Origin of the sequence: Rubritepida flocculans DSM 14296 (assembly GCF_000425365.1) — a bacterium.
Taxonomy (GTDB): Bacteria; Pseudomonadota; Alphaproteobacteria; order Acetobacterales; family Acetobacteraceae; genus Roseococcus; species Roseococcus flocculans.
This window is the reverse complement of the sequence record NZ_AUDH01000005.1, coordinates 74,948-89,586: the sequence shown is the minus strand read 5'-3', so window position 1 is coordinate 89,586 and position 14,639 is coordinate 74,948. Positions and strand designations below refer to the sequence as shown.

15 protein-coding genes are annotated in these 14,639 nt (G+C 71.5%); 4 read left to right on the top strand and 11 right to left on the bottom strand.

Annotated elements, in window-relative coordinates:
- Nucleotides 1-176: 176 nt before the first annotated feature.
- The gene (locus H596_RS0107030; RefSeq protein ID WP_027284282.1) at nucleotides 177-1,358 is read left to right on the top strand and encodes an acetyl-CoA acetyltransferase; all 1,182 of its coding nucleotides are present in this window, start codon (nucleotides 177-179) and stop codon (nucleotides 1,356-1,358) included.
- 21 nt (nucleotides 1,359-1,379) lie between these two features.
- Here H596_RS0107030 and H596_RS0107025 read toward each other — a convergent pair whose 3' ends face one another.
- The 6 genes from H596_RS0107025 to H596_RS20520 form a co-directional block, all read right to left on the bottom strand.
- Nucleotides 1,380-2,369: an ABC transporter ATP-binding protein gene (locus tag H596_RS0107025; RefSeq protein ID WP_037300392.1), complete on the bottom strand. Its 990-nt coding sequence runs from the start codon at nucleotides 2,367-2,369 to the stop codon at nucleotides 1,380-1,382.
- Nucleotides 2,366-3,337 carry an ABC transporter ATP-binding protein gene (locus H596_RS0107020; RefSeq protein WP_027284280.1) on the bottom strand — a complete coding sequence of 324 codons (972 nt, stop codon included), beginning with the start codon at nucleotides 3,335-3,337 and terminating at the stop codon, nucleotides 2,366-2,368. Before H596_RS0107020 ends, H596_RS0107025 begins: the two co-directional genes overlap by 4 nt.
- Nucleotides 3,337-4,239: an ABC transporter permease gene (locus H596_RS0107015; RefSeq protein WP_027284279.1), complete on the bottom strand. Its 903-nt coding sequence runs from the start codon at nucleotides 4,237-4,239 to the stop codon at nucleotides 3,337-3,339. The genes H596_RS0107020 and H596_RS0107015 overlap by 1 nt, the downstream gene beginning before the upstream one ends.
- A 93-nt stretch (nucleotides 4,240-4,332) precedes the next feature.
- Complete coding sequence (locus H596_RS0107010; RefSeq protein ID WP_027284278.1) at nucleotides 4,333-5,313, bottom strand: ABC transporter permease; 981 nt, start codon at nucleotides 5,311-5,313, stop codon at nucleotides 4,333-4,335.
- A gap of 63 nt (nucleotides 5,314-5,376) precedes the next feature.
- A complete protein-coding gene (locus tag H596_RS0107005; RefSeq protein WP_027284277.1) occupies nucleotides 5,377-6,963 on the bottom strand; it encodes an ABC transporter substrate-binding protein in 1,587 nt (528 codons plus the stop codon).
- Between the two features lie 46 nt (nucleotides 6,964-7,009).
- The gene (locus H596_RS20520) at nucleotides 7,010-8,086 is read right to left on the bottom strand and encodes an AI-2E family transporter (protein ID WP_051212539.1); all 1,077 of its coding nucleotides are present in this window, start codon (nucleotides 8,084-8,086) and stop codon (nucleotides 7,010-7,012) included.
- Between the two features lie 41 nt (nucleotides 8,087-8,127).
- On the opposite strand from H596_RS20520, the gene H596_RS0106995 reads away from it, so the two are divergent.
- Nucleotides 8,128-8,787 carry a DsbA family oxidoreductase gene (locus H596_RS0106995; protein ID WP_245583965.1) on the top strand — a complete coding sequence of 220 codons (660 nt, stop codon included), beginning with the start codon at nucleotides 8,128-8,130 and terminating at the stop codon, nucleotides 8,785-8,787.
- Nucleotides 8,788-8,800: 13 nt separating this feature from the next.
- Here the strand turns inward: H596_RS0106995 and H596_RS0106990 are convergent, their stop codons facing one another.
- Complete coding sequence (locus H596_RS0106990; protein WP_456307592.1) at nucleotides 8,801-9,832, bottom strand: polyprenyl synthetase family protein; 1,032 nt, start codon at nucleotides 9,830-9,832, stop codon at nucleotides 8,801-8,803.
- 106 nt (nucleotides 9,833-9,938) lie between these two features.
- Between H596_RS0106990 and H596_RS0106985 the strand changes: the two genes are divergently transcribed.
- Nucleotides 9,939-10,136, top strand: coding sequence for a putative signal transducing protein (locus H596_RS0106985; RefSeq protein WP_027284274.1), 198 nt, complete (start codon nucleotides 9,939-9,941; stop codon nucleotides 10,134-10,136).
- The gene (locus tag H596_RS0106980) at nucleotides 10,123-10,848 is read left to right on the top strand and encodes a tRNA1(Val) (adenine(37)-N6)-methyltransferase (RefSeq protein ID WP_037300390.1); all 726 of its coding nucleotides are present in this window, start codon (nucleotides 10,123-10,125) and stop codon (nucleotides 10,846-10,848) included. Before H596_RS0106985 ends, H596_RS0106980 begins: the two co-directional genes overlap by 14 nt.
- Here the strand turns inward: H596_RS0106980 and H596_RS0106975 are convergent.
- The 4 genes from H596_RS0106975 to H596_RS0106960 are packed head-to-tail and all read right to left on the bottom strand — an operon-like array spanning nucleotide 10,838 to nucleotide 14,637.
- Nucleotides 10,838-11,293, bottom strand: coding sequence for a DsrE family protein (locus H596_RS0106975; protein ID WP_027284272.1), 456 nt, complete (start codon nucleotides 11,291-11,293; stop codon nucleotides 10,838-10,840). The two genes, H596_RS0106980 and H596_RS0106975, sit on opposite strands and share 11 nt — an antisense overlap.
- A 27-nt stretch (nucleotides 11,294-11,320) precedes the next feature.
- Nucleotides 11,321-12,064, bottom strand: coding sequence for a c-type cytochrome (locus H596_RS0106970; RefSeq protein WP_051212537.1), 744 nt, complete (start codon nucleotides 12,062-12,064; stop codon nucleotides 11,321-11,323).
- Nucleotides 12,057-13,325, bottom strand: coding sequence for a sulfite dehydrogenase (gene soxC / locus H596_RS0106965; protein WP_027284270.1), 1,269 nt, complete (start codon nucleotides 13,323-13,325; stop codon nucleotides 12,057-12,059). The genes H596_RS0106970 and soxC overlap by 8 nt, the downstream gene beginning before the upstream one ends.
- Before the next feature lie 16 nt (nucleotides 13,326-13,341).
- Nucleotides 13,342-14,637, bottom strand: a complete 1,296-nt coding sequence (locus H596_RS0106960) for an NAD(P)/FAD-dependent oxidoreductase (protein ID WP_027284269.1) — start codon at nucleotides 14,635-14,637, stop codon at nucleotides 13,342-13,344.
- Nucleotides 14,638-14,639: the final 2 nt, after the last annotated feature.

The window sequence follows — 14,639 nt, the reverse complement described above, 5'->3', positions numbered from 1 at the left end:
GGCAAAGCTGTCGGAGCGCAGCGCGCATCCGACCCCATGGAGATAGAACCGATCTGGTCCGGTTCAACACCCTTCCGCCCGCGCATCGCATGACAATGCGTTCACCTGTTGCCCATCTGCCACAGTCTGGCGGCGGGGCGGCCCTGGGATAAGCTCCGCCCGAGGAGGAACGCCCCATGCCCGGACACACCCATGACGCCGCCATCATCGGCTGGGCGCACAGCCGCTTCGGCAAGCTGGAGGACTGCCCCGACGCCGAGGCGCTGATCGGCCTCGTCGCGCGCCAGGCCATCGAGCATGCGGGCATCGCGCCGGAGGAGGTGGACGCGGTCTTCCTCGGCCAGTTCAACGGCGGCTTCGTGCCGCAGGAGTTCCCGGCCTCGCTGGTCTTCGAGGCGGTGCCCGAGCTGCGCTTCACCCCTGCCACGCGCTACGAGAACGCCTGCGCCACCGGCAGCGCCGCCATCCATGGGGCGCTCGATTTCCTGGGCGCGAAGCGCGGGCGCATCGCCCTGGTCGTGGGCGTGGAGAAGATGACGGCCACGCCGGGCCCGCGCATCGGCGAGATCCTCCTCTCCGCCTCGCATCTCAGGACGGAATCCGGGGTGGAGAACGGCTTCGCCGGCGTCTTCGCCCGCATCGCCGAGGCCTATTTCCAGCGCCATGGCGACGCCTCGGACGCGCTGGCCACCATCGCCGCCAAGAACCATGCGAACGGGGTGGACAACCCCTGGGCGCAGATGCGCAAGGATCTCGGCTTCGCCTTCTGCCGGCAGGAGAGCGAAAAGAACCCCTATGTCGCCCGCCCGCTGAAGCGCACCGACTGCAGCCTCGTCTCCGACGGCGCGGCCGCCGTGGTGATCGCCACCGGCGATGTGGCGAAGGCCGCGCCCCGCGCCGCCCGCTTCCGCGCCACCGCCCATGTCAACGACTTCCTGCCCATGGCCCGGCGCGACGTGGTGCGCTTCGAGGGCCCGCGCGAGGCCTGGGCCCGGGCGCTCGCGGCGGCGGAGCTCACGATCGACGACCTCTCCTTCGCCGAGACGCATGACTGCTTCACCATCGCCGAGCTCATCCAGTACGAGGCGATGGGGCTCGTCCCGGAGGGACAGGGCGCGCGCGCGGCGCTGGAGGGCTGGACGGCGAAGGACGGGCGGCTGCCCGTGAACCGCTCGGGCGGGCTCAAGGCCAAGGGCCACCCGATCGGCGCCACGGGTGTGTCCATGCACGCGCTGGCGGCCATGCAGCTCTGCGGCGAGGCGGGCGAGATGCAGCTTCCCAAGGCCGAGATCGGCGGCGTGTTCAACATGGGCGGCGCCGCCGTCGCGAACTACGTGAGCATTCTGGAACGCGTCTGAGCCCGCTGCGGGCGGCCGGCGTCAGGCCGCCGCCCGCCCCTCCTCCACCGCGTGGCAGGCCACCTGCGCCTCGCCCGCCGGCAGCATGCGCGGCGCCTCGGCCTTGCAGCGCGCATTGGCCAGCGGGCAGCGCGGGTGGAAGGCGCAGCCGCTGGGCGGGCTGATGGGGCTCGGCACCTCGCCGCCCACCGGGGTGCGCGCGCGGCCCGTCATCTCGAGGTCCGGGATCGCCTCCATCAGCGCGCGCGTATAGGGGTGGCGCGGCGTGGTGAAGAGCGTCTCGGCCGGCGCGAGCTCCACGAGCCTGCCCAGATACATCACCCCGATGCGGTCGCTCACCTGGCGCACCACGGCGAGGTTGTGGGAGATGAACAGGTAGGTGAGGCCGAGCCGCGCCTGCAGCTCCTTCATCAGGTTCAGGATCTGCGCCTGCACGCTCACGTCGAGCGCCGAGGTCGGCTCGTCGCAGACCAGGAACTCAGGGTTGGAGGAGAGGGCGCGCGCGATGGAGATGCGCTGGCGCTGCCCGCCCGAGAACTCGTGCGGATACTTCTGCCCGTCGAGCGGCGAGAGGCCGACCTGGGTGAGCAGCTCGCCCACCCGCTCCATCTGCGCCGCGCGGCCTTCGATCAGCCCGAAGGCGCGGATCGGCTCAGCGATGATGTCCGCGACACGCCAGCGCGGGTTGAGGCTGGCGTAGGGGTCCTGGAAGATCATCTGCATGCGCGAGCGCTGGCGGCGGTCGGCCCGCGCGGCGGCGAGATCCTGCCCGTCGAACAGCACGCGCCCGCGCGTGGGCGGATAGAGCCCCACCACCAGGCGCGCGACGGTGGATTTGCCGCAGCCGCTCTCGCCCACCAGCGAGAGGGTGCTGCCCTTGGGGATGGCGAAGCTCACGCCATCCACCGCGCGCAGGGTGCGCCTTCCCTCGCGCGCGAGCAGGCGCTGGATCAGCGGGCGCGAGACGTCGAAATGCCGCGCGACATCCTGGGTTTCCAGCATCGGGGTCATCGCGCGGACCCCTCCGCGTGCAGCCAGCAGGCGGCCTCGGTGCGGCCGGCGGGCATGAGATCGGGCCGCTCCGTCTGGCAGCGGTCGAAGGCGTGGGGGCAGCGCGGGTTGTAGGCGCAGCCCTTCGGGATGGCGGAGAGGCGGGGCATGGCGCCCTCGATCTGCTGCAGCCGCTCCACCCGACGGTCGAGCGGTGGGATGGAGGCCATCAGCCCCTGCGAATAGGGGTGGTTCGCGTGCTTCACCACCTCGCGCACGGGGCCGATCTCGGCGATGCGGCCGGCATACATGACCGCCACACGGTCCGCCGTCTCGGCGATCACGCCCATGTCGTGCGTCACCAGCATCATCGCCGTCCCCTTCTCGCGCGCCAGGCGCTTGAGCAGGGCGATGACCTGCGCCTGGATGGAGACGTCGAGCGCCGTGGTGGGTTCATCGGCCACGATCAGCTTCGGCTCGGCGCAGAGCGCGAGCGCGATGACGACGCGTTGCCGCATGCCGCCCGAGAACTCGTGCGGGTAGCTGTCGATGCGCTCCCGCGCGGCGGGGATGCCGACCTGCTCGAGCCAGCCGATCGCCCGCTCGCGCGCCTCGCCGGGGCCGATGGGCAGGTGCGTCGTCATCGTCTCCACGAGCTGCCGGCCCACCGTGTAGAGCGGGTTCAGCGTGGTCAGCGGATCCTGGAAGATCGCGCCGATCTCGCGGCCGCGGATGCGGCGCATCTGCTCGTAGGGCAGGTTGTCGATGCGCCGGCCCTCGAGCAGAATCTGCCCCCCCGCGATGCGCCCGGGCGGCTCCAGCAGCCCGATGATGGCCGCCCCGGTCATGGACTTGCCCGCGCCCGATTCCCCCACCACGCCCAGCACCTCGCCGGGCGCGATGGCGAAGGAGACGTCGTCCAGCGCCACCAGCGTGCCGCGGCGCGTGGGGAACTCCACGCGCAGGTTCTTCACTTCCAGCAGGGACATCAGCGCAGCTTCGGGTTGAGGGCGTCGCGCAGCCAATCGCCCAGCAGGTTGACGGAGAGCACCATCACGATCAGCGCCACGCCGGGGAAGATCGTGATCCACCATTCGCCGGAGAACAGGAAGTCGTTGCCGATGCGGATGAGGGTGCCGAGGGAGGGCTGGGTGGGCGGCACGCCCACGCCGAGGAAGGAGAGCGTGGCCTCGGCGAGGATCGCGAAGCCGAGCGAGAGGGTGGCGATCACCAGAACCGGCGACATCACGTTGGGCAGCACGTGGCTGACCATGATGCGCAGCGGCGAGAGCCCGATCACGCGCGCCGCCTGCACGTATTCCTTGTTGCGCTCGACGAGGGTGGAGCCGCGCACCGTGCGCGCGAACTGCGGCCAGTTGGAGATGCCGATGGCGAAGATCACCACGAACACCGCGATCTGGTCGTGCACGTCGCGCGGCAGGGCGGCGCGCACGATGCCGTCCACCAGCAGCGCCACCAGGATGCCCGGGAAGGTGAGCTGGATGTCGGCGATGCGCATGAGCAGCGCGTCCACCTTGCCGCCCAGATAGCCCGCGAGCAGCCCGAGCGTGACGCCGAGAAGCGTCGAGAAGGCCACGGCGGCGAAGCCCACCAGCAGCGAGACGCGCGCGCCGTACATGATGGCCGAGAGCACGTCGCGCCCCTGGTCGTCCGTGCCCAGCGGATAGGCGAGATCCCCCTCCGCGCTCCAGGCCGGGGGCTTGAAGGCGTCGAGAAGCTGCAGCGAGGCGAGGTCGAAAGGGTTGTGCGGCGCGAGCCAGGGCGCGAACACCGCCCCCGCGATGCAGACGAAGGCCGTGACGGCCGAAAGCACCGTGACGGGCGAGCGCGTGAAGCTCCACCACAGGTCGGAATCGAAGAAGGCGCGCATCAGACGGGGTCCTCGCGGCAGCGCGAAGCGGTTTCGTGGGAGTTCATCGCTCGGGGTCCCCGCGAGAACGCGAAGCGGTTTCGTGGGGAACCATCAGTGCCCCTTCCCCCGCCCGACGCGCAGCCTCGGGTCCACCGCGTAGTAGAGCAGGTCCACGATCAGGTTGATGGTGACGAAGACGAGCGCGATCAGCATCAGATAGGCCGCCATCACCGGGATGTCCGCCGCGCCGACGCTCTGGATGAAGAGCAGCCCCATCCCCGGCCACTGGAACACCGTCTCGGTGACGATGGCGAAGGCGATGATCCCGCCGAGCTGCAGCCCTGCGATGGTGATGACGGGCACCAGCGTGTTCTTCAGCGCATGGCCGAAATGCACCGCGCGGTTGGACAGGCCCCGGGCGCGCGCGAACTTGATGTAGTCCGTCCGCAGCACCTCCATCATCTCGCTGCGCACGAGGCGCATGATGAGGGTGAGCTGGAACAGCCCCAGCGTGATGGCGGGCAGGATCAGCGCCTTGATGCCCGACCAGGTGAGGAAGCCCGTGCTCCACCACCCCAGCCGCGTCACCTCGCCCCGCCCGAAGGAGGGCAGCCAGCCCAGCCAGACGCTGAAGGTGAGGATGAGCAGGATGCCGATGAGGAAGGTGGGCAGCGAGACGCCGATCAGCGAGAAGGTGAGGAAGAAGCGGCTGAGCCAGGAGTTGCGGTAAAGCCCCGTATAGACCCCCATCGGCACGCCGACGGCGAGCGCGATGAAGGCGGCGGTGAAGGCGAGCTCGAGCGTGGCCGGCGCGCGCTCGGCGATCAGCTCGGCCACCGGGCGCGAGAGCCGGTAGGAAAGGCCGAACTCGCCCTGCACGGCGTTGCCGAGGAAGGTCGCGAACTGCACGAAGAAGGGCTGGTCGAGCCCCAGGTCACGGATGAGCTGCTGGCGCTGCGCCTCGGTGAAGTCCTGCCCCAGCATGATCGCCACCGGGTCGCCCACATAGGCGAACATGGCGAAGCTGATGAGCGAGACCGTGAACATCACAGGCAGCGCCTGCAGCAGGCGCGAGATGATGAAGGCGAACATTCTGCGTTCCTCGTCGCCGGCGGCCGGGCGTGGGCCCCGGCCGCCGGCGCGGTCAAGACATCCTCAGTTCACGACCATCCAGCGGAAATAAGGCTGGTTGTTCGCCATGTGGGGGATCTGGATGTTCGCGCGCATCGCCCAGGGGATCATCTGGTGGTGCAGCGGGATGTGCGGCACATCCTCGCGATAGAGGCGCAGCGCCTCGCGGATCGCGGCCTGACGGGCCTCGCCCGTCTCGGTCTTCATCCGCTCGATCAGCGCGTCCATGCGCGGGTTGGAGTAGCGGCCGAAGTTCCAGATGCCATCGCCCTGGGCCGTGCCGCGCGTGGCGAGCAGCGACTGGAAGGAATAGAGCGCGTCCAGGGTGGGAACGCCCCAGCCCAGCAGGTAGATGCTGGTGTCGTCGCGCTGGATCTTCGGGAAGAAGGTGGCGAGCGGCATGGCGTTCAGCCGCGTGCGCACGCCCACCCGCGTCCACATCGCCGCCACGGCCTGGCAGATCTGCTCGTCGTTGATGTAGCGGTTGTTGGAGCAGTCGAGCGTGATCTCGAAGCCGTTGGGGAATCCGGCCTCGGCCAGCAGCGCCCGGGCACGCGCCGGGTCGTAGGGCAGGCGGACATCCTCCTCGCGCACATAGCCGTTCACCTGCTCGGGAAAGAGCGTGCCCGTGATGACGCTCTGCCCGCGCATGATGGTGCGGTGGATCGCCTGGATGTCGATCGCGTGGTAGAGCGCCTGGCGCACGCGCAGGTCGCGGAAGGGGTTGCGGCCGCGCACGTCGCTGTAGAGAAGCTCGTCGCGGTGCGTGTCCATGGCGAAGAAGAGGGTGCGCACCTCGGGCCCCTCCAGCACGCGCAGGCCCTGGGCGTTGCGCAGCCGGTTCAGGTCCTGCAGCGGCGGGTCGAGCACGAAATCCACCTCGCCCGAGAGCAGGGCGGCCACGCGCGTCGCGTCGCTCGCGATCGGGCGATAGACGATCTCGGTCACGTTGCTCCGGTTGCCGGGCACCTGCCAGCCCCACCACTCGTTGTTGCGGACCATCACGGTGCGCACGTCCGGCTCGCGCACGGAAAGGCGGAAGGCGCCGGTGCCGTTGGTGTTGCGCACCGTGTGCATCTCCTCGCGCTGGCGCGTGTTCTGCGGACGCGTGGCGTTGTGCCGCTCGCTCCAGGAGCGCGACATGATGAACACGGAGGCGAGCTTGTTGGGCAGGATCGGGTCCGGCACCTTGGTCACGATGTCCACCGTGAAGTCGTCCACGGCCACCGCGCGCTCGATGGTGTCCACGAAGATGCCGAAGTTGGAGGTGGGTGCCAGGGCGCGGGTGATGCTGAACACCACGTCGTCGGCGGTGAAGGGCTCGCCCTCGTGGAAGCGCACGCCCTGGCGCAGCACGAAGCGCCAGCGCGTCGGCTCCTCCTGCCGCCAGGAGAGGGCGAGGCCCGGCTCCAGCCCGAGCTGCGGGTTGCGGTGGATCAGCGGGTCATAGATCTGCTGCAGCACCATGGTCACGGTGCCCAGGTTCTGGCTGTGCGGGTCCATGGTGTTGGGATCCCCGCTCGCCGACCAGCGCACGGTGCGCGCCTCCGCGGCGGGCGCGACCGCCCAGCACGCCACGGCCAGGGCCGCGGCCAGCAACCAACGACGCATCTGTTCTGTCTCCCCGTCCCCCGGCCGGAAGGCCGGCAAGCGGCCCCTATAGGGGCGGCGGCGGCGGGTTGGAAGCCTGATCCTGCCCCTCCCGCGCCCAATCGAGCAGCAGCGCATAGCCCACCGCCAGCACCACCGGGCCCAGGAACAGGCCGAGGAAGCCGAAGGCGAAGACGCCGCCCAGCGCCCCCAGCAGCGTCAGCAGCAGGGGCAAATCCGCCCCGCGCGAGATCAGCCAGGGCCGGATCACATTGTCCACCGAGGAGATGCCGAGCGCCCCATAGGCAAGCATGAACAGCCCCCAGCCGATCTTGTCGGTGGCGAGAAGCCAGATCGCGGCCGGAATCCAGACGAGCGGCGCCCCCACGGGCAGGATGGAGATCACCCCCGCGATCACCCCCAGCAGCACGGGCTGCGGCACCCCCGCGATCCAGAGCCCGAAGGCGGTCATGAACCCCTGCACGATGGCGGTGCCGAGCAGCCCATAGACCACCCCGCGCGTGACATTGCCCGTCAGCTCCCACAGATGCGCGGCCTGATCGCCCGCCAGCCGCTGCAGCAGCAGGAAGCTCTGCCGGGCGATGGCCGGCCCGTCGCGGTAGAGGAAGAAGGCCAGCGCGATGGCCAGCAGCATCTCCGCGATGCCCGAGAGCACCGCCAGCAGCAGCCCGAGCAGGAACTGCGCCACGGTCCCGGAATAGGGCCTGAGCGCGGCGATGAGGTGCGAACTGTCCCCCGCCAGCGAGTTCCACCAGTCGTTGATCTGCCCGCCCACCAGCGGGATGGCGAGGAACAGGCCCGAGAGATCGGGCAGCCCCTCGGAGAGCACGCGCTCGATCCAGGCGCGGATGCCCTCGATGTCCTCCCGCCGCACCGGGGCGGCGAAGAGCAGCGGCAGGCCGAGCAGAAGGAACTCCGCCGCCACCATCACCAGCGCCGCCGCACCGGGGCCGAGGCGCAGCCGGTCGGTCAGCGCGCGATAGGCCGGCCAGGTGGAGAAGACCAGGATCACCGCCCAGAGCAGCGCCGAGATGAAGGGCTGCAGCACCAGGAAGGCGGCGACGCCCAGCGCCACCGCCGCCATCAGCCCGATCAGCCGGGTCAGCCCCTCCTGCGTGTCCATGCATCCTTACCCTTCGGCGCGCGGGCGGCTAGAATGGCGGCGTGAACATCCTGGCGCCACCCCGGCCGCGGCTTTCGGTCGAGATCGTCTTCGATCTCGTCTGCCCCTGGTGCTGGCTCGGCATCCGCCGGCTGCAGCGGGTGCTGGCCGGGCGGCCCGAGCTGCAGCCCGAGCTGCACTGGCGCCCCTTCCTGCTGAACCCCGACATCGCCCCGGGCGGCATCCCCCGCCAGGACTGGCTGACGCGCAAGTTCGGCGGCGAGGAGCGGGCGCGCCGGCTGCACGGCACCATCGCCGAGCTCGGCCGGGCCGAGGGCATCGCCTTCCGCTTCGAGCTGATGCGCCGCATCCCCTCGAGCCTCGACGGCCACCGGCTGCTGCGCTGGGCCGGGCAGCAGGGGCCGGTGGAAGGGCTGATCGGCCGCATCTTCACCGCCTATTTCAGCGAGGGGCAGGACATCGGCCAGCACGCGCTGCTCGCCGCCCTCGCGGCCGAGGAGGGCTTCGACGAAGCCGAGGCGCGGCGCTTCCTCGCCTCGGGGGCCGAGACGGAGTGGGTGCATGTCGAGAACCTCCGCGCCCATCGCCTGGGCATCAACGGCGTGCCCTGCTTCCTCGTGGAGGGCCAGCACGCCATCGCTGGCGCGCAGGAGCCCGAGGTGCTGGAGCGGCTGATCGAGGTGGCGCTGGCCGGCGCCTGATGCGGGCGGCCGTTCAGCGTGCGCGGGCGATGCAGAAGCGCACCACCTCGGCCAGCGCCTCGCGATAGGGGTTGGCGGGGAAGCCCGCCAGCGCCCGCAGCGCGATTTCGCCATAGGCGGCGGCGCGCTCCACCGTGCGCTCCACCGCGCGGTGGCGGGCCATCAGGCGCTGCGCCTGCGCGAGATCGCCCTCGCGCTGGTCGCGCTCCTCGATGGTGCGGCGCCAGAAGCCCTGCTCCTCTGCGTCGCCCGCGTGGAAGGCGATCAGCACGGGCAGCGTGATCTTCCCCTCGCGGAAATCATCGCCCACCGTCTTGCCGAGCAGCGCCTGCTCGGCCGCGTAGTCGAGCGCGTCGTCCACGAGCTGGAAGGCGATGCCGAGGTTGCGGCCATAGGCGTCCAGCGCCTCCGCCTCCTCCGTCGGGCGGCCGGCCACCACGGCGCCGAGGCGCGTGGCCGCGGCGAAGAGCGAGGCGGTCTTGCCCTCGATCACCTCGAGATACTGCGCCTCGCCGGTGGAGAGATCGTTCTGGATGAGGAGCTGCAGCACCTCGCCCTCGGCCAGGGTGGCGGCCGCGCTGGAGAGGATGCGCATCACCTCCAGCTCGCCGTCCTCCACCATCAGGCGGAAGGCGCGGGCGAAGAGGAAGTCGCCCACCAGGACGGAGGGCTTGTTGCCGAACAGCGCGTTGGCGCTGGCCTGGCCGCGGCGCAGCGTGCTTTCGTCCACCACGTCGTCATGCAGCAGGGTGGCGGTGTGGATGAACTCCACGCAGGCCGCGAGCGTCACATGCCGCTCGCCCGCATAGCCGCAGAGGCGCGAGGCGGCGAGGGTGAGCACGGGCCGCAGCCGCTTGCCGCCCGAGGAGACGAGATGCGCCGCAAGCTGCGGGATGAGCGCGACGGGGCTGTGCATGCGCTCGACGATGAGGCGGTTGCACTTCGCCAGATCATCGGCGACCAGCGCGGTGAGGCGCTTCAGCGCGTCCTCGCCATCGGCCCGCCTGGCCGATTCGTCCCTGCCCGCCTCGATCACTCCGGCCACGCTGTCCCGCCCCTGTTCCGTTGCGGCCTTGACCCCGCAGCCCGCCGCCGCAGGATACCCCCCGCCCCAGGTGGCGACAAGGAAGGGGGCCGCAAGGGAGCGCGCGATGGTGGTGGTGGCCGAGGGCGCGGAGCCGGTGCGCATCCAGTTCCTCGCCGCGCTGCTGCGCGATGCGGGCGTCGAGGCCGTGCTGCTCGACCAGCAGCTCGCCGCGCTCGGGCCGGGCGTCTTTCCCCAGCGCCTCGCCGTGCGCGGCGAGGACGCGGCGCGCGCCCGGCGCATCCTGGCCGATGCCGGGCAGTGAACCGCCGGAGGAGGACCGGCTGCTGGGCGGGCGCGTGCGCCTCGCCCAGCTGCGCGAGGGGTTGCGCGCGGCGATAGACCCGGTGCTGCTGGCCGCCTTCGTGCCGGCGCGCCCCGGCGAGACGGTGCTGGAGATGGGCTGCGGCGCGGGCCCGGCCTTTCTCTGCCTCGCCGCGCGCGTGCCGGGGCTTCGCGTCGTCGCCATCGAGCGCGAGCCGGAACTCGCCGCCCTCGCGGCGCGCAACGCGGCGGCGAACGGCGTGGCGGCCGATGTGCGCGCGGCCGATCTGCGCGCGCCCGGCCCCCTGCCCCGCTGCGACCACGCCTTCGCCAACCCGCCCTGGTGGCCCGGCGGCACGCCCCCGCCCGCCGCGCGCCGCGCCGCCGCGACGCATGAGGAGGTTCCGCTCGCCGCCTGGGTGGCGGCGCTGGCCGCGCCCCTGCGGCATCTGGGCACGCTCTCGCTCGTGCTGCCCGCGGCGCGGCTCGGCGATGCGACGGCGGCGCTGAAGGCCGCGCGCTGCGGCGCGATCGCGCTGCTGCCGCTCTGGCCGCGCGCGGGTGTCGCGGCCAGGCGCATTCTGATCCAGGCCCGGCGCGGAGGGCGCGGGCCTGATCGCGTTCTGCCCGGCCTCGTGCTGCACGAGGCGGATGGCGGCTTCACGCCGGCCGCCGAGGCGGTGCTGCGCGAGGCCGCCGCTATCAGATCTTGAGGTAGGCGAAGCCCTGGTGCTGCAGCTTGGCGATCTGGCCCACGCCGCTCGGCACGAGGTCGTCCTCGCTCGCGTCGTAGAGCTGCTCGAGGGGGATGTTGCCGCGCTGCAGCGTGATGCGGCAGATCTCGAAGCGCACGCCGGCGAGCTTCAGTTCGTCCACCGTGGCGGCGATCTGCGGGTCGCTGCGCGCGCCGAAGCGCAGCAGGTTGATGCCCGGCCCGTGCATGATGATGCGGAAATCGTATCGCCCGGGCGTGAGCACGGTGAGGTGGTTCTGCACGTTCACCAGCATCTGGCGGTAATAGGCGAACTCCTCCCCGCCCGGCATGTTGAGGTGGTAGAGGATCTTCTCCACCGGCCCCGTCTGCGCCATGGCGGGCAGCGCCGCCCCGGCGGCCGCCAGCGCGGCGAGGCCGCCGCGCCGTCCGAGCTTCCTGTTCATCGCATCCTCCCTCCCTCCGGCCGCCGGCTATTCCGGCTGGTCGGTTCCCGAACCCGAGCCGGGCGGCACGAACTGGCGGCTGTCCATCGTCACGCGGACGGGGCGGCCTTCGCGGCAGTTGCTCATGCAGGCCGTGTTGGGCGTGTCGGGGCGCGCCTCCAGCACGAAGCCGTCGCGGTTGGGCATCTGCACCCGCGGCAGGCTCTCGCGGTCCATCACGTCGTCCTCGCCCACCAGCTCGTTGAGGTGGAGGATGTAGGCGGTGATGGCGTAATACTCGTCGTTGGTCAGGCTCTGCGGCGCGGTGTAGGGCATGGCCCGGCGCACATAGTCGAACACGCCGGGCGCGTGCTGCCAGAAGGAGCCGACGGTGCGGCGCGGCTGGTCGCTGCGCAGGCTGCCGCGGCCGCCCATCAGCGCGGGCCAGCGGTCGATCCCCTCGCCGAAATCGCCATGGCAGGCGGCGCAATGCTGGAGGTAGAGCTCCTCCCCATCCTTCGCCGTGCCGCGGCCGGGCGGGAGGTTGCGCCCGTCTCCGCGCACGGCGATGTCCCAGCCCGCGATCTCGGCGCTGGTGGCGGGCCGGCCGATGCCGGGGAGCGGCGCGGGCAGCGGCGGGAGCGCGGGCGCGGGCCAGGCCACATCGGCGCGCGTTCGCTCCCCGGGCGGGGCCTCGAAGGGCCGATAGAGCCGCTCCACATCGCGGCTCTGCGCCATGGCGAGCCCGCTCAGCGCGAGGAGCGCGGCGGCGGAGAGAAGGGCGCTACGCATCGATCTGGACATTCACCACCGTCCCGTCCCGTTCGACCAGCCAGGTGTGGATGCTGTTCTTGTGGTAGATGCTCTCGGTGCCGCGCGCGGCGCGCAGCGCGGTGATGCTGGGCTGCACGCGGCCCGTCTCGTCCATCGCGCGGCTCTGGAGGAAGGCGCTCTGGCCCTCGCGCCACTCCCAGGGGATGCGGAAGCGCGTCAGCGCCTTGGGCAGCACCGGATCCTGCAGCTCGGCCGTGCGCCAGTTGTCGCCGCCGTCCACGCTCACGTCCACCCGCGTGATCCGCCCGGCGCCGGACCAGGCGAGGCCCGAAATCTCCACGAAGCCGGGCCTGCCCTGCAGCGGCTTCTCGGGGCAGGGATAGGTGATGACGCTGTTCACCTCGTTGACGAAGGTGAACTGGCGCGAGAGCCCGTCGGGCATCAGGTCGGTGTAGGTGCGCGTCTCCCAGCGCGAGAACCAGGGCCTGTCGCCCAGCTCGATGCGGCGCAGCCACTTCACCCACATGTTGCCCTCATAGCCGGGCAGCACGAGGCGGACGGGATAGCCCTGCTGCGGGCGCACCGCCTCGCCGTTCTGCCCATAGGCGATGATGGCGTCGTCCAGCGCCTTCGCCAGCGGCACGGAGCGCGTCATGTGCGAGGCGTCGCCGCCCTCGGCGAGCAGCCAGGAAGCGCCGGGCCTGAGCCCCGCCTGCGCGAGCAGGAGCTTCAGCGGCACGCCCGTCCATTCCGAGCAGGAGAGCATGCCGTGCGTGAACTGCACGCCCGACATCTGCGCCCCGCGCCACTCCATGCCGCCATTGGCCGGGCACTCGATGAAGTGGATGCGCGAGACCTGCGGCATCCGCTTGAGGTCCTCGAGCGTGAAGATCAGCGGCCGCTCCACCATGCCGTGGATCATCAGCCGGTAGTCCGCCGGGTCGATGTCCGGCACGCCGCCATGGTGGCGCTCGAAATGCAGGCCCGAGGGCGTGATGATGCCGTGCATCTCCGCCAGCGGCGTGAAGGAGACGGAGGAGACGCGATCCGGCGTGAGCCAGGGCACGTAGCGGCGCACCGCCGTCTCGTGGCGCGAGCGCGTGCCGTAGGTCTCCTCGATCACGCCCGGGCCGAGGCTGCGGCCCCATTCGGGCAGGTGGGGCGGCTGGTTCTGCGGGTTGCCCGCCGCCCGGGCGATGCCCGCCGGCAGCGCGGCCGCCGCCCCCGCCACCGCCCCGATCACGCCCCGCCGCGAGGCGAGGCCGCGCTCACTCCTCATGCCGCCCTTCCCTTCCTCAGCCGAACATCTCGTTGGTGATGGCGTCGTACCAGCCATCGGCGTAGAGCGCCTCGAGCTTGCGGAAATCCCGCGCGCGTGCGCCCAGCGCCTCGTTGCGCGGGCTGATGCCGCCCGAGCCCTCGACCTCGACGATGCGCTCCGGCGTGCCGCGGAAGACGCCGACGATGGAGATGCCGTAATCGTCGCCCACATGGCTGTAGCAGGTGTTGAAGAACACCGCCGGCGGCGTGGGCCGCCCCGCAAGCGATGCGGCGATGCAGGCCACCGCGTGCTTGGCGTGCGAGGAGGCGGCGAAGCCCGATTTCGGCATGGGCGCGGCCACCGTCGCATCGCCCAGAACATACACGTCCGGCACCTGCGCGCTCTCGAAGGTGGTGGGGCGGATCGGGCACCAGCCCGAGGCGGCGGCGAGCCCCGCCTCGCGCGCGATGGAGGCGGCCATCTGCGGCGGGATGACGTTGATCACATCGCCCTTCACGCGGTCGCCGAACTCGGTCTCCACCTCCATCTCCGCCGGGCGGACGCGCACCACGCGCCCGTCGTTGGAGGCGCCGCGCCACTCCACCATGCCGGGATAGAGCTCGGCCCAGGCGTCCTGGAACAGCGGCTGCTTGGAGAAGCCGTTCTTCGCGTCGAGCGCGATGATCTTGCTGCGCGGCTTGTGGCGCTTGAGATACTCCGCGACCATCGAGATGCGCTCATAGGGCCCGGGCGGGCAGCGGAAGGGGTTGTCCGGGATCGCCATCACGAACACCCCGCCGTCGCGCATCGCGCGAAGCTGCGCGGCGAGGACGCTGATCGGCTGCAGCGAGGGCACCCAGCCATGCGGCATGCGCGCGCTCGCCGCCTCGTCATAGCCCTCGATGGCGCCCCAGCGCAGGTCGATCCCCGGCGAGACGATGAGCTTGTCGTAGGGCACCTGCGCGCCGTCGGCGAGGCGCACGCGCTTGGCCCCTGCATCCACCGCCACCGCCGCCTGGTGCACCACGCGCACGCCGCGCGCGGCCAGGCGCTCATAGCCGAAGGTGATGCTCGCCATGTCGCGCCGGCCGGCCAGCACCAGATTGCCGTAGGGGCAGGTGGTGAAGGTGCGGCTGCGCTCGATGAGCGTGATGTCGAGCTGCGGGAAGCGGTCGCGCGCGAAGCGGGCGGCGGAGGCGCCGCCGAATCCGCCGCCGAGGATGACGACGCGCCCCGCACCCGCCTGGGCGCGGGCGGCGCGCGGCGCGGCGAGGGTGGCGGCGGCGAGTGCGGGCGCGGCGGCGAGAAGGCTGCGACGGGCGAGCGTCATGG